General features: G+C 69.4%; 15 protein-coding genes. 9 read left to right on the forward strand and 6 right to left on the reverse strand.

Annotated elements, in window-relative coordinates:
* Positions 1-36: 36 nt before the first annotated feature.
* Positions 37-783, forward strand: a complete 747-nt coding sequence (locus LOKHON_RS07265; RefSeq protein ID WP_017928956.1) for an alpha/beta fold hydrolase — start codon at positions 37-39, stop codon at positions 781-783.
* 104 nt (positions 784-887) lie between these two features.
* Positions 888-1,115, forward strand: a complete 228-nt coding sequence (locus LOKHON_RS07270; protein WP_017928957.1) for a WGR domain-containing protein — start codon at positions 888-890, stop codon at positions 1,113-1,115.
* Between the two features lie 12 nt (positions 1,116-1,127).
* Here the strand turns inward: LOKHON_RS07270 and LOKHON_RS07275 are convergent, their stop codons facing one another.
* From LOKHON_RS07275 to LOKHON_RS07285, 3 genes are all read right to left on the reverse strand, one after another.
* On the reverse strand, positions 1,128-2,084 hold the full coding sequence (locus tag LOKHON_RS07275) for a calcium/sodium antiporter (RefSeq protein WP_017928958.1): 957 nt from the start codon (positions 2,082-2,084) through the stop codon (positions 1,128-1,130).
* Positions 2,085-2,204: 120 nt separating this feature from the next.
* A complete protein-coding gene (locus tag LOKHON_RS07280) occupies positions 2,205-3,335 on the reverse strand; it encodes a Gfo/Idh/MocA family protein (protein ID WP_017928959.1) in 1,131 nt (376 codons plus the stop codon).
* A gap of 9 nt (positions 3,336-3,344) precedes the next feature.
* Positions 3,345-4,046, reverse strand: a complete 702-nt coding sequence (locus tag LOKHON_RS07285; protein ID WP_026147533.1) for a GntR family transcriptional regulator — start codon at positions 4,044-4,046, stop codon at positions 3,345-3,347.
* Between the two features lie 97 nt (positions 4,047-4,143).
* On the opposite strand from LOKHON_RS07285, the gene LOKHON_RS07290 reads away from it, so the two are divergent.
* From LOKHON_RS07290 to LOKHON_RS07320, 7 genes are all read left to right on the forward strand, one after another.
* Complete coding sequence (locus tag LOKHON_RS07290) at positions 4,144-5,298, forward strand: LLM class flavin-dependent oxidoreductase (protein WP_017928961.1); 1,155 nt, start codon at positions 4,144-4,146, stop codon at positions 5,296-5,298.
* Positions 5,298-6,188 (forward strand): aldo/keto reductase, encoded by an 891-nt coding sequence (locus tag LOKHON_RS07295; RefSeq protein WP_017928962.1) that lies wholly within the window; start codon positions 5,298-5,300, stop codon positions 6,186-6,188. Before LOKHON_RS07290 ends, LOKHON_RS07295 begins: the two co-directional genes overlap by 1 nt.
* Complete coding sequence (locus LOKHON_RS07300; RefSeq protein ID WP_017928963.1) at positions 6,185-6,694, forward strand: flavin reductase family protein; 510 nt, start codon at positions 6,185-6,187, stop codon at positions 6,692-6,694. Before LOKHON_RS07295 ends, LOKHON_RS07300 begins: the two co-directional genes overlap by 4 nt.
* Before the next feature lie 58 nt (positions 6,695-6,752).
* Positions 6,753-7,343, forward strand: a complete 591-nt coding sequence (locus LOKHON_RS07305) for a TRAP transporter small permease (protein ID WP_026147534.1) — start codon at positions 6,753-6,755, stop codon at positions 7,341-7,343.
* Positions 7,343-8,632, forward strand: a complete 1,290-nt coding sequence (locus tag LOKHON_RS07310; RefSeq protein ID WP_017928965.1) for a TRAP transporter large permease — start codon at positions 7,343-7,345, stop codon at positions 8,630-8,632. Before LOKHON_RS07305 ends, LOKHON_RS07310 begins: the two co-directional genes overlap by 1 nt.
* A gap of 35 nt (positions 8,633-8,667) precedes the next feature.
* Complete coding sequence (locus LOKHON_RS07315) at positions 8,668-9,726, forward strand: TRAP transporter substrate-binding protein (RefSeq protein WP_017928966.1); 1,059 nt, start codon at positions 8,668-8,670, stop codon at positions 9,724-9,726.
* A gap of 158 nt (positions 9,727-9,884) precedes the next feature.
* On the forward strand, positions 9,885-10,877 hold the full coding sequence (locus LOKHON_RS07320; RefSeq protein WP_017928967.1) for a YeiH family protein: 993 nt from the start codon (positions 9,885-9,887) through the stop codon (positions 10,875-10,877).
* 8 nt (positions 10,878-10,885) lie between these two features.
* Here the strand turns inward: LOKHON_RS07320 and LOKHON_RS07325 are convergent, their stop codons facing one another.
* The 3 genes from LOKHON_RS07325 to LOKHON_RS07335 are packed head-to-tail and all read right to left on the reverse strand — an operon-like array spanning position 10,886 to position 13,972.
* On the reverse strand, positions 10,886-11,953 hold the full coding sequence (locus LOKHON_RS07325; RefSeq protein ID WP_017928968.1) for an ABC transporter substrate-binding protein: 1,068 nt from the start codon (positions 11,951-11,953) through the stop codon (positions 10,886-10,888).
* On the reverse strand, positions 11,950-13,308 hold the full coding sequence (locus tag LOKHON_RS07330; protein WP_017928969.1) for a sensor histidine kinase: 1,359 nt from the start codon (positions 13,306-13,308) through the stop codon (positions 11,950-11,952). Before LOKHON_RS07330 ends, LOKHON_RS07325 begins: the two co-directional genes overlap by 4 nt.
* Positions 13,301-13,972 (reverse strand): response regulator, encoded by a 672-nt coding sequence (locus LOKHON_RS07335; protein WP_017928970.1) that lies wholly within the window; start codon positions 13,970-13,972, stop codon positions 13,301-13,303. The genes LOKHON_RS07330 and LOKHON_RS07335 overlap by 8 nt, the downstream gene beginning before the upstream one ends.
* Positions 13,973-13,990 lie beyond the last annotated feature (18 nt).

A 13,990-nucleotide genomic window follows, 5' to 3' on the forward strand; every position in this document is an offset into this window, starting at 1 on the left:
GCTGTCCGGCGCGGCGATCGCGTCTAGATATGCGGCATGAGATATCCCGCCCTGATCCTGTCGGCCTGCCTGATGCTGCTGTCGGCCTGCGCCCGCGCCGCGCCCGAAGACGACGGCGAATGCGTGGTGTTCCTGCACGGGCTGGCGCGCACCGATCTCAGCTTCGCGCCGATGGCCGAGGTGGTGGAGGCCAATGGCTACCGGGTGGTCAATCGTGGCTACCCTTCGACCGAGGCGCGGATCGAGGATCTGGTGGGCGCGCTGCCCGACGACGTGGCGGCCTGCGGCGACCGGCGGGTGCATTTCGTCACCCATTCGATGGGCGGCATTCTCGCCCGGCTCTGGCTCACCGATCACCGTCCGGCGAAGATGGGCCGCGTGGTGATGCTCGCCCCGCCCAACAAGGGCTCCGAGCTGGTCGACGTGTTCGGCGAGTTCGAGCCGTTCGAGTGGATCAACGGCCCCGCCGGGCTGCAGCTGGGAACCGAGGCCGACAGCCTGCCGAACCGGCTGGAGCCCTTGCCCTCCTACGAGGTCGGCATCATCGCCGGGGATGCCTCGCTCAACCCGGTGTTCTCGGGGCTGATCGAGGGGCCGGATGACGGCAAGGTCTCGGTCGCCTCGACCCGGCTCGACGGGGCGCGGGACCATATCGTCATGCCGGTGAGCCATACCTTCATGATGAACAACCCGCTGGTGATGGCGCAGGTGCTGGCGTTTCTGGAGGAGGGCGGCTTCGACCGCTCGCTGAGCCTTGGCGGCGTGTTGTTCGGCCTCGACTGACGGGGTGTGCGGAACGGGACGGCCCCGGCGCGCGGGTGCGCCTCTTGCCACGGGCGGGGCGGGCGCGTCTTATGAAGGGATCGCAAGGCGAGGGGTGCGGCCTCATGGAGATCCATCTCGAAAAGATCGACGCGCGGCGCAACTGCTACCGCTTCTACGAGATCAGCGTCGAGGCCGATCTTTTCGCGCAGGCCGCGCTCGTGGTGCGCTGGGGCCGGATCGGCGGGCGCGGCCGGGTGCGCATCGCGGGGTCGGGCTCGGTGCGCGAGGCGCAGGACCTCGCGACCCGGCTGCTCAAGCTCCGGCTCAAGCATGGCTACGCGCTGCGCTGAGCCGCGCGCCGCTCAGGGCCAGAGCGCCCAGAGATAGGCGCCGTAGCCCAAGAGCAGCACCGCCCCCTCGCGCCGCGAAATCCTCAGCCCGGTCCAGGCCAGCCCCACCACCGCCAGCGAGGCGGCGATCATCACGAGGTTGTCGAAGGACAGGATCTCGGCCGGCACCCGGCCCGGCGCGGCCAGAGCGGTGACGCCGCCGATGCCGAGGATGTTGTAGATGTTGGAGCCGATGATGTTGCCGAAGGCCATGTCGGCCTGCTTGCGGATCGCCGCCATGACCGAGGTGACCAACTCGGGCATCGAGGTGCCGATGGCCACGATGGTCAGGCCGATGATCGTCTCGGACACACCGAACGCCCGCGCCAGCGTGGTCGCGCCGTCGACCAGCAGGTAGCCGCCCAGCACCACGAGGCCGAGACCGGCCACGGCGGTCAGCAGCCCGACGAGGATCGAGCCGCCGTGATCGGGGCCGAGCGCGGGGTCCACGGCTTGCGTCGCGGCGGCCTTTTCGTGCACTGCGCCGCGGCTTTCCTGCCGGAAGGCGATCCAGATATAGGCGGTCAGCGCCACGGTGAAGGCCGCGCCCACGGCCACGCCGAGCGGCATCACGAGGCCAAGCGCGGCAAAGATCACCGCCACCGCCACCATCACCCCGCCATCGCGCCTGAGCGCCGCCGACTGCACCGCGATCGGCGTGATCAGCGCCGAGGCGCCGAGGATCAAGAGCAGGTTGGCGATGTTGGAGCCGACGATGTTGCCATAGGCGATGCCCGGCGCGCCCGAGAGCGCCGCCTGCACCGAGGTCACCAGTTCCGGCATCGAGGTGCCGAAGCCCACCAGCGTCAGGCCGATCACCAGCGGCGAGACGCCGAGCTTTTCGGCCACGCGCACCGCGCCGCGCACCAACAGGTCGCCGCCCAGCACCAGCAGCACGAAGCCCCCGATCAGAGGAAGCCAGATTTCCATGCAAGTCGTCCTTCACCGCCCGTCGGGCCGCTCATGCGGCCCCGCGGTGACATGGGAGCGCGGGGCCCGGTCCGACAAGCCGTCCGGGCCTGTAAGGCGCAAATAATGTCGCGGCGTGGCCTAGGCCGCGCGCAACCGTCCCGGCATCAGCCCGGTTTCCTCGATCGACACGGCGCGGCCCTCGCGGATCGACATCTGTGCCGCGATGCCCATGGCGACCGCGGCCCAGCCATCTTCGAGCGTGACCTCGGGCCGGGTGCGATGCCCGCGCACCAGTTCGAGAAAGCGCACATGCTGGTAATAGGTCGATCCGTTGTGGTCGCCCGCCTCCAGAAGCGCGGGGTCGACCGGGATCTCGCGCATTTCCGGCCCCTTGGGGTCGCGCGGGCTGACGATCAGCTGCGGCACCGGGGCCTCGCCCAGATGCGCGGGCCAGAACCGGCCCGGCCCCGGCACCAGCGCGTCGATCCGGGCCTCGGGGCCGACGGCGGTGACCTCCTCCTGCCAGCGCGCGCCTTCGGCGAACATGCACAGCTCCAGCATCGCCCGGCCGCCGCGCGCGAAATCGACGATGACATAGCCGTTGTCGAGCACGTCGGGCGCCACGCCTTCGTAATCCTCGTCGGCGTGGTTCACCGCCTGGCTGCCCGACGCCATCACCCGTACCGGCTCGTCGCCCAAGGTCAGCCGCATCAGGTCGAAGAAATGGCAGCATTTCTCGACGAAGGTGCCCCCGGTGTAGCGGTTGAAGCGGTTCCAGCCGCCGACCTTGTGCAGGAAGGGAAAACGATGCTCGCGGATGGTCAGCATGCGGATGCCGCCGGTGGTGGTCTGCGCCTCCTTCAGAAAGGCGGCGATCGGCGGCATGTAGCGGTATTCCATCGCCACCCAGACCGGGGCGGGATAGGCGTCGCGGAACGCCGCGAGCCGCGCGGTTTCGGCCGGGTCGGTGAAGAGCGGCTTTTCCACGAGGATCGGCAGCGGCCGGGTGGCGGCGATCTCCTCCATCTGTTCGAGATGGCGGAAATTCGGGCTGGCGATCAGCAGGCAGTCGAGATCCGGCGTGGCGAGCAGATCGGCCACCGATTCCGCCATGCGCGCGGCGGGGGCGAGAGCGGCGGCCGCGTCGCGCATCCCGGCGTCGGGCTCGAAGATCGCGGCGACCTCGGCACCGTCGAGAAGCGCGATGTTGCGCAGGTGCTCCTGTCCCATCATGCCGCAGCCGATGATGCCGTAACGGGTGGTGGTCATGTCGTCTCCCTAGATCAGGCGCTGCAGGTAGACCGCGCGCGCCGTGTCGAACCATGTGCGCGAAAACTCGACCGGGGCGGGGCGCTGGGCCCAGCTCAGCCGCTCGATATAGCCGGTGGGGGCGCCGGGGCGGACGCCGAAGGCGGCGGGCGCCCAGTCCGGCACCGCGGCCATCGTGACCCGGTCCTCGGCGCGCGCGATCCAGAAGCCGAGATGGGTCTTGTAGTAGAGATAGAGCGAATCGGCGAGCTTGCCGGGGTCGATCGCGCCCGATGCCCCGTCGAGCCAGATTTCCTCGACCGCGATCACGGTCTGGTTCAGATAACGCAGCCGCCGCACCCGCGTGGCCTCCTCCGAGGCGCCGAAATCGGGCAGGTCGCCGGGCTTCTTCATCCGCGCGATGCCGAGCACGTCGGCGGTCGGCAGCCCGCCGCCCTCGGGCAGCTCCAGCCGGAACATCGAGTAGACGCTCTCGACCTCGCCGTTGCGCCGCACGTAGTTGCCCGATCCCTGCACCCGTTCGAGCATGCCCTTGCCCGACAGGTCGGCCAGCGCCTTGCGCAGCGTGCGCACCGAGGTGTTGAGCTGGGCCGCGAAGTCGCGCTCGGGCGGCAGGCGCTCGCCCTCGACCAGCCGCCCGGCCGCGATCTCGCGGATCAGGAATTCGCTGATCTGCTGGTGCACCGGGAGCGAGGCGGGGGCGGATGGCATCTGGGCGAGCCCGTGAATTCCGAATTGATGCACCATTGATTTGCATTCCGGCGACTGCTACGCAAGTCGAAATCGCCGCAGCCCGAGGAAAGCCGTCATGACCGTCGTCCCCATCACTTCGCCCGATCTCGACGCGGTGGAGGTGTCGTGGTTCGCCGCGCTGTGCTCGGATGATTTCCGGCTTCTGGGCAAGCCCGAGGGCGATCTGCGCTCGTCCTGGGCGCATTGCTCGGAGATCGTGAAGACCGCCGAAGCGCAGGGCTTTCGCAACATCCTGTGCCCGTCCTCCTACCAGGTCGGCCAGGACACGCTGTCTTTCGTCGCCGGCTGCGCGCCGATCACCTCGAAGATCAACATGCTGGCCGCGATCCGCTGCGGCGAGATGCAGCCGATCATGCTGGCGCGCACCGTCGCCACGCTCGACCACATGCTCGAAGGCCGCCTGACGCTCAACGTCATCTCGTCCGACTTTCCGGGCGAGAAGGCCGAGAGCGAATACCGCTACCAGCGCTCGCGCGAGGTGGTCGAGATCCTCAAGCAGGCCTGGACCCGCGACGAGATCAATCACAAGGGCGAGGTCTATGACTTCGAGGGCCTGACCACCGACCCGGCCAAGCCCTACCAGACCGGCGGCCCGCTTTTGTATTTCGGCGGCTACAGCCCGGCCGCGCTGGAGCTGTGCGGCGAGCATTGCGACGTCTACCTGATGTGGCCCGAAAAGAAGGAAGACCTCGCCGAGCGGATGCGCGCGGTGCATTCGGTCGCCGAGAAATACGACCGCACGCTCGATTACGGGCTGCGCGTGCATGTGATCGTCCGCGACACCGAGGCCGAGGCCCGCGAATACGCGCAGCACCTCGTCTCCGAGCTCGACGACGAGCAGGGCCGCGCGATCCGCGATCGCGCGCTCGACGCGACCTCGCTTGGCGTGTCGCACCAGTCGCGCAACCGCGAGCTGGCCGACATGGACGGTTTCATCGAACCGAACCTGTGGACCGGTGTGGGCCGGGCGCGCTCGGGCTGCGGCGCGGCGCTGGTCGGCTCCACCGATCAGGTCTATTCCAAGCTGGAAGAGTATCGGAAAATGGGCATGCGGGCCTTCATCCTGTCGGGGTATCCGCATATCGACGAGGCGAAGCATTTCGGCGCCCGCGTGCTGCCGAGGATGAACACCTGTTCGCTGCCCGAAGCCTATGGGCGCGTGCCGAACCAGACACCGCAGACGCCGCTTGGCGCGGGAGAAAGACGTTGATGGACCGTATCGAGATCTCGAAGGACGTGGCGTTCAGCCGGATCGTCTATGGCATGTGGCGCATCGCCGATGATGCCGACACCTCGCCTGCCCATGTCCGCGCCAAGATCGATGCCTGCCTCGCGCAGGGCATCACCACGATGGACCAGGCCGACATCTATGGCGCTTACGGCGCCGAGGCGGTGCTGGGCGCGGCGCTGCGCGAGGATCCGTCCCTGCGCGACCGGATCGAGCTGGTCAGCAAATGCGGCATCGTCGCCCCGATGGGCCGGCATGCCGACAAGCGGGTGAAGCATTACGACACCTCGCGCGGCTATATCGAGCAGGCGGTCGAGACCTCCCTGCGCGACATGGGCACCGAGTATCTGGACCTGCTCTTGATCCACCGCCCCGACCCGATGATGGACCACAACGAGACCGGCGCCGCGCTCGACGATCTCGTGGCGACCGGCAAGGTCCGCGCCGTCGGCGTGTCGAACTTCCGCCCCTGGGACGTGGAGCTGCTGGAGCAGGCGATGAAGACGCCGCTTGCCACCAACCAGATCGAGATCTCGCTCAAGGAGCTTGCGCCCTTCACCAATGGCGATCTCGCCTTTCACCAGCGCCGCAACGACCCGGTCATGGCGTGGTCGCCGCTGGGCGGGGGCGATCTGATGACCGGGCAGGGACCGGTGGCCGAGAAGCTCGACGCGATCGCCGCCGATCACGGCGTCGACCGGGCCGCCGTCGCGGTGGCGTTCCTGCTGGCGCATCCGGCGCGGATCCTGCCGGTGATGGGCACCAACAACATCGACCGCATCGCGAAGATCTCGGACGCGCTCAAGGTGACGCTCGACCGGCAGGACTGGTTCGCGCTCTACGAGGCGGGTCTTGGCAAGGAGGTGCCGTGACCGCGCGCACCGATATCACGGGCTTCGTGCCCGACGCCGACAACAAGCGGCTGTTGCGCGACGCCTTCGGGCGGTTCGCGACCGGCGTGACCATCGTCACCGTGGCGGACGAGGCGGGGCCGGTGGCGATCACCGCCAACAGCTTTTCGAGCCTGTCGCTCGATCCGCCGCTGGTGCTGTGGTCACCCGACAAGGGCTCGCGCCGCTTCGACCGTTTCGCCCATGCGCAGAACTACGCGATCCACGTGCTGGCCGAGGATCAGGCCGAGCTGTGCTTTGGCGTGTCCAAGGACGCGGGCAAGCTCGGCGATCACGCGCTGGAGACCAACGCGGCGGGGGTGCCGGTCATTCCCGGCGCTCTGGCGCGGTTCGACTGCACCCGCGAGGCCACGCATGACGGCGGCGACCACGTGATCGTGGTGGGCCGGGTCGACCGGGCCGAGCTGCGCGACGGCGCGCCGCTCGTCTTCTTCGCGGGCAAGCCGGCGCGGCTGGCGCAGGACTAGAGACAGGCCGCGCGCCCTTGGGGAGGGGGCGGCCACCCGGCAGGGAAGGGGAGACGGAATGGGAGGAGTTCTGGCCGTGCTGGGGCCGCTGGGGCGGCTCAACGCGGCGCTGTGCACCGCGGGCCGCGCCATCGGCGTCGTGGCCATCGCCATCATGGTGGCGGTGACGCTGTTGCAGGTGGTGATGCGCTACGTCTTCAACAACGCGCTGCCCTGGCCCGACGAGGCGGCGCGGTTCTGCATGCTGTGGATGACCGGGCTGATGGCGCCGACGGCGCTGCGCCATGGCGGCTTCGTCGCCATCGACAGCCTGCTTCTGGCGCTGCCGGTGCGGCTGTCGTCGCTGCTGTCGCTGATCCTTCTGTCGATCGCCATGCTGGTTCTGGCGATGGGGCTCAGCATCGGCTGGGCCGAGGTCAACGGGCTCGGCGGCCGCTTCGACACCGCCTCGCTCTACCTGCCGACCTCGCTGTCCTTCGACAGCTGGTACCGCATCCCGCGCAGCTGGATGATGCTGTCTCTCGTGGTGGGCTTCGCGCTGCTGATCCTCGTCAATCTTGAACTGATGCTGCGCGCGATCATGGGGCTGTTCGGCGCCGCCGACCGGCTGCCCATGCTCCGCAATCCCGAGCTGGGGAGCGCCGAATAATGCTGGTCCTGTTCCTTCCGGTCTTCCTGTTCTTCCTGATGGTCGGCCTGCCGGTCTTCTTCGGCCTGCTGTTCGCGCCCGGCATCCTGTTGTGGCTCAACGGGCAGGAGCGCGACCTCACGCTTTTGTATCGCAACCTCTACAACGGCATGGACAGCTTTCCGCTGATGGCGATCCCGTTCTTCATGCTCGCGGGCGAGCTGATGAACCGCGGCGGCATCACGCTGCGGCTGGTGGAGTTCAGCCAGGCGCTGATGGGCCATTTCCGCGGCGGGCTCGCGCATGTGAACATCCTGTCGTCGATGCTGTTTGCCGGTCTTTCGGGCTCGGCGGTGGCCGACACCTCGGCGCTGGGCTCGATGCTGATCCCGGCGATGGAAAAGCAGGGCTATACGCGCCGCTTCGCCGCCGCGATCACCGCCGCCTCATCGGTGATCGGCCCGATCATCCCGCCCTCGGGGATCATGATCATCTATGCCTATGTCATGGGCGAAAGCGTCGCGGCATTGTTCCTCGCGGGGATCGTGCCGGGCATCCTCGTCGGCACCGGGCTGATGGTGATCGTGAAGCTGATGGCCGACCGCTACGATTTTCCCGTCGCCTCGCGCCGTCACACATGGGGCGAACGCGGGCAGGCCTCGCTCAAGGCGTTCTTCCCGCTGCTGACGCCGGTGATCATCCTGGGCGGCATCCTGTCGGGCGTGTTCACGCCCACCGAAGCCGCCGCCGTGGCCGTGGCCTATGCGCTGGTCATCGGGCTGTTCGTGCTGCGCACGCTCAAATTCTCCGAGCTGGGCGACGTGCTTTCCAAGGCCGGGATCACCTCCGCCGTGGTGCTGCTGCTGGTGGGGGCGGCGATGTCGTTCAAGACGGTGGTGTCGCTTTCCCACGCGCCCGAGCTTCTGGCCGAATTCATCCTGACGCTGACCGAGAACCCGCTGCTGCTCTTGTTCCTGATCAACCTGCTGCTGTTCGCGGTGGGGATGTTTCTCGACGCGGGGCCGGCGATCATCATCCTCGGGCCGATCCTCGGACCGGTCTTCACCTCTCTGGGCGTCGATTCCGTTCATTTCGCGATCATCATGTGCGTGAACCTGACCGTGGGGCTGGCGACGCCACCGATGGGGCTGGTGCTGTTCGTGGCGGCCTCCGTGTCGGGCGAGAAGGTCGAAACCATCTCCAAGGCGATCCTGCCCTTTCTCGCGGTGGAGATCTTCGTGATCATGCTGATCACCTTCGTCCCGGCGATCTCGATGACGGTGCCGCGGCTGACCGGTTTCGTGAACTGACAAGACAAGAAGAAGAGCAAAAGGGAGGACACCACATGCTCAAGACCCCGCTCAAGGCGATCGGCCTTGCCGCGCTGCTGGCCGGCACCGCGCTGCCGGCCTTCGCGCAGGAATACACGCTGCGCGCCACCGCCAACTCGAACGAGGCGGACGAGGATTACGACGGGCTGCAGGCCTTCAAGAGCCATGTCGAGGCCGCCTCGAACGGCGCCATCGAGGTCGAGATCTTCATGGGCACGCAGCTGTGCTCGAACGGCGCGGAATGCCTGCAGGGCGTGGCCGACGGATCGATCGACATCTACATCTCCACCTCGGGCGGCGCCTCGGGGCTGTTTCCCTATGTTCAGGTGCTCGACCTGCCTTACGTGATGGCCGATGACCGCGTGGCCGAAGCCGTGCTGTCGGGCGATTTCACCCGCACCATGCGCGACATGGCGCTTTCGGATTCGGGCGACAGCATCCGCCTGATGACGATCGGCAACACCGGCGGCTGGCGCAACTTCGCCAACACCCAGCGCCGGATCGCCCAGCCCGCCGACATCGAGGGGCTGAAGATCCGCACCGTGGTCGCCGACCTGCCGCAGGAGCTGGTGCGCGCGCTGGGCGCCTCGCCCACGCCGATCCCGTGGCCCGAGCTGTTCACCTCGCTGCAGACCGGCGTGGTCGAGGGCTCCAAGAACGGCATCACCGACATCATGTCGATGAAGTTCCCCGATGCGGGCCTGCAATACGTCACGCTCGACGGCCACGCCTATATGGGCGCGCTGTGGTGGATGTCGAACCAGCGGTTCCAGGAGCTGCCCGACGATCTCAAGCGCGTGGTGGTCGATGGCTTCTACCAGCTGCAGCAGGCGACCTTCGCAAGCCCCAAGCGCAAGTCGATCGAGGCCTATGAAGAGTTCGTGGCCGGTGGCGGCGATCTCTACGTGCCGACCCCCGAGGAAAAGGCCGCCTTCGCCGAGGCCGCGGCGCCGGTCTATGACTGGTTCACCGCCAATGTCGAAGGCGGGCAGGAGATCTACGACGCGCTGACCGCCGCCGTGGCCGAGGCCGAGACCGAGCTCGAGGCCGCCCGCGCCGCCGACATGGAGTGATCCCGGCGCGATGATCCGACCGGGGGCGGCGCGCCGCCCCCGGTTTTTTGTTGGCCCGGCCCTGTCCGAGCCGCCCTAACCCCCCCCCCGAAACACCCCGCAGACCCGCGACCGGGCCGCCGCCCGGTGCCGCCGCCGCCTTGCCGACAGGAGACGCCATGACCCGCCTCGCAGACCAGTTGCGGACCCTGTTTCCGGGCACCGCCCTCGCGGCGCTGGTGGCGATGGCGGCGCAGTTTCTGTCGGAGCATTACGGCGCGCCCGCGATGCTGATGGCGATCCTGCTCGGGATCGCGCTGGCCTTCCTGTCCGAAGAGCCGCGCAGCGCGCCGGGCATCGCGTTCTCGTCGCGCATGCTCTTGCGGATCGGCGTGGCGCTCTTGGGCGTGCGGATCTCCACCGGCATGGTGCAGGAGCTGGGGCTCGGGCTTCTGGGGCTGGTGGTGGGCGGCGTGCTGGCGACCATCGGCGCCTCGGTGCTTGCCGCGTGGATGCTGGGCCGCGACCGGCTGTTCGCCTTTCTGTCGGGCGGGGCGGTGGCGATCTGCGGCGCCTCGGCGGCGATGGCGATCTCATCGGTGCTGCCAAAGCGCGAGGAGAGCGAGCGCGATCTCATTTTCACCGTGGTCTCGGTCACCATGCTTTCGACGCTGGCGATGATCGCCTATCCCATCCTGGCCGCGAGGCTCGGCTTCGACATGCGCCAGACCGGGGTGTTTCTCGGCGGCACGATCCATGACGTGGCGCAGGTGGTGGGCGCGGGCTATTCGGTGTCCGAGGAAACCGGCGATCTCGCGACGCTGGTCAAGCTGATCCGCGTCACCATGCTGGCGCCGATCGTGCTCGGCGCCGCGTTGATCATGCGCCGCCATGCCCCCGAAGAGGGTGCGCGCCCGCCGCTGGTGCCGGGCTTCGTTCTGGGATTTCTTGTGCTGGCAGGGCTGAATTCGGCCGGGCTGCTGCCGGGGTGGGTGTCCGAGGGCGCGAGCGCCGTGTCGCGCTGGGCGCTGCTCACCGCGATCGCGGCGGTCGGCATGAAGACCTCTTTGAAGAAACTGCTCGATGTCGGTGGACCGGCGATCGCGCTGGTCGCGGCGCAGACCGTCTTCATCGCGGTGCTGCTCGGGATCGGCGTGGTCTGGATCGGCTGAGGCAGGGCTCAGGGCACGGCGTCCGGCGTCGCGGGAAAGGCATCGCGCCAGCGGGCCCGGAACAGCGCCTGCTTGTGCGCGTCGAGCACGATCAGCAGCGCCGGGCTGAGCGCGATCGGGCGCTGCAGCGTCTCGGAGGCCTGCGGCAGCTCGATCGGCGCGCCGTCGCCGCCCTCCAGCCGCACGATCAGCAGCGCCGCTTCCAGCGCGCGCCGCCCCTCCTCCGACAGCAGGAAGTCGACGAACTGCGCCGCCGCACGCGGCTGGCCGGCGGCGCGCGGGATCATCGCGGCGCGCGACAGCACCAGCGTGTAATCCTGCGGCGCGACCACGCCGAGCCGGTCGTCATGCCGCGCCCGCGCCAGCGCGTAGGAGCCCAGCACATTGTAGGCCACGAAAAACCGGCCCTCGGCCACGCCGTCGATGATCTCGGCCGAGCAGCAGGTGGCGATGGCGCCGCTGCGCCCGAAGCTTTCCATCAATCCGCCGAATGTGGTGGCCTCGGTCGAATCCGCGAAGGCGAAGAGAAAGCCGAGCCCCGAGCGTTCGATGTCATAGGTGGCGACCCGGCCCCGGAACGGGCTTTCGGTCGGGCGCAGCAGGTCGAGCAGGTCGAAGCGCGAGCGTGGCACCTGCGCGGGCGCCACGAGATCGCGGTTATAGACCATGACGGCGGGCTCGCGCGTCACGCCCCACAGCTCGTCGCGCCATGACAGCGCATCGGGCAGGGCGGCGGTCAGGGCGGAGCGATAGGGCCGCGCGCAGCCTTCGTTCACCAGATCGACCATCTGGTGCACCGCCGAGGAGATCACCAGATCCGCGCCCGCGCGCCCGGCGGCGCAATCGGCGGCCTGCAGGCCGTACATCGCGTTCGAGCCCCATTGCTCGTAGGCCACGCGCAGGCCGGGATGGGCGGCGAGAAACGCCTCGACCACCGGGCCGAGCACCGCGATGTCGGTGGTCGAGCGCAGCCGCAGCGTTTCGGTGGCGCTGCCGGGGCCGAAATCGCGCACCAGCTCCTGCGCGCGGGCCGGTGCGGCCAGCAGCAGCAGCGCGATGAACACCGCGCGGATCATGCGCCGAGCCTCGGCAGCGACAGCGCCGCCTCGAAGCCGTCCGCGCGGGGCCCGAGCGACAGCGCGCCGCCATGGCTTTGCGCCACCTCGCGCGCGATGGCGAGACCGAGCCCGGCGCCGCCCGGCGCATGGGCGGCGAAGCGCGCGCCCATGCCGTCCATGATCGCCGCCGCCGGGCCGGGGCCCGCATCGCGCGCAAAAAGCCGCGCGGCTGCGCCGTCGCGCGCCACGCCGAGCCGGATCGGCGCGCGCCCATGCGCCAGAGCATTGGCGGCGAGGTTCTTGCCCGCCTCGACCAGCGACAGCGCATCGCCGCGCACCACCACGGGGCCGGGCGGCAGGTCGAGCCGGATCGCCGCGCCGCCGGGCGTGTCTTCCAGCGCCTCGTAGATTTCGAGCGCCACGTCGCGCAGGTCGATCGCGGCACGCGGCGCGGTGTCGGTGCGGTGGATGATCATGGCGCGGTCGAGCATCCGGTCGAGCAGCCGCGACAGCCCGACGCTGCGCGCGTGGATGCGGGACAAAAGCCGGGCGCGGCGGCCCGGATCGGTTTCGTCCTGCGCGTCCTGCGCCTGCGCGCGGATCGCGGCGACCGGCGTGCGCAGCTGGTGCGCCGCGTCGCCGATCAGGTTGCGGCTGGCCATGGCCTGCCGGTCGAGCCGCCCCATGAAGCCGTTGAGCGCGCCCAGAACCGGCGCGATCTCGGACGGCATCGGCAGGGTGATCGGCGTCAGATCGGTCGGGTCGCGCCGCGCCAGCGCCCGGCCCAGCCGCCGCAGCGGGCGCAGCGCCGACAGGATGGCGAGCCAGGCGAACAGCCCGATGGCGATCCCGGCGGCGGCCAGCACCGCGAGCGCGCCGCCCGCGATGTCGCGCGCCAGCGCCTGCCGGGCGCGCAATGTCTGCCCGACCATGACCCGGACCGGCCCCGAAAAGCTGCGCTCGGCAAAGCGGCGGGTCAGCGCCACGTAGCGCCCCGGCTCGTCGCCCAGATCGCCATCGTAGAACACCGGCCCCGCGCCCTCGCGCGGCGGCGGGGCGGGGGCCGCGTCCGATCCGGTCAGCGTCGCGCCGTCGGGCCCGGTGACGCGGTAGCGGATCCGATCCTCCGGGGCGAGCGCCAGCATCTGGAAGGCCGAGGCCGGCATGTCGACCACCGCTGCGCCGTCGCGGATGGTGATCGAGGCGGCGATGTCGCGCGCCGCGCCCAGAAGCAGCCGGTCATAGGCCTCGCGCGCGGCCTGCCGTCCGTAGGCCAGCGCCACCGACAGCACCACGATCCCGCCCAGAAGCAGCACCGCCCCCACCGCCAGCGCCACCCGCGATTTCAGCGACCAGCTGCGCGTCTCAGCCATCGAGATCGAGCCGGTAGCCGAGCCCGCGATGGGTTTCGATCGCCACGCCCGAGCCCGCGAGCTTCTTGCGCAGCCGCGCCACGTAGAGTTCGATCGTGTTGGTGCCGACATCGGCGTTCTCGAAGCCGAACAGCCCGTCGAACAGCCGTTCCTTGGGCATGATCCGGCCACGATTGGCGATCAGCAGGTTCAGCAAGGCCAACTCGCGCCGGGTCGCCGTCACCGCCGCGCCACCCACCCGCAGGCTCTGCGCGCCCGGATCGAAATCGAGCCCGCCGAGCCGCACCCGGTTCTCGGCGCGGCCCGCCTCGCGCCGGGTGAGCGCGCGCAGCCGCGCCTCCAGCTCGCGCAAGTCGAAGGGTTTGACGAGGTAATCGTCGGCGCCCTCGTCGAGCGCGCCGACCCGGTCCTCGACCGAGAACTGCGCGGTGAGCACCAGCACCGGTGTCAGATCGCCCGCGCGGCGGCGCTCGCGCAAAAAATCGCGGCCCGAGCCGTCGGGCAGGTTCAGGTCGAGCACGATGGCGGCATAGGCGGTGATCGCGGCGCAGGCCTGCGCATCGGCCAGCGTCGGCGCGATGTCGCAGGCAAAGCCCGCGCGCCCCAGGCTCGCGCTCGCGGCTTCGGCGACATCCGAGGTGTCTTCGACGATCAGTATCCGCATGGGCCCTCCGGCGGCCCA

This window comes from Limimaricola hongkongensis DSM 17492 (assembly GCF_000600975.2).
In the GTDB taxonomy this organism is placed as follows: domain Bacteria; phylum Pseudomonadota; class Alphaproteobacteria; order Rhodobacterales; family Rhodobacteraceae; genus Limimaricola; species Limimaricola hongkongensis.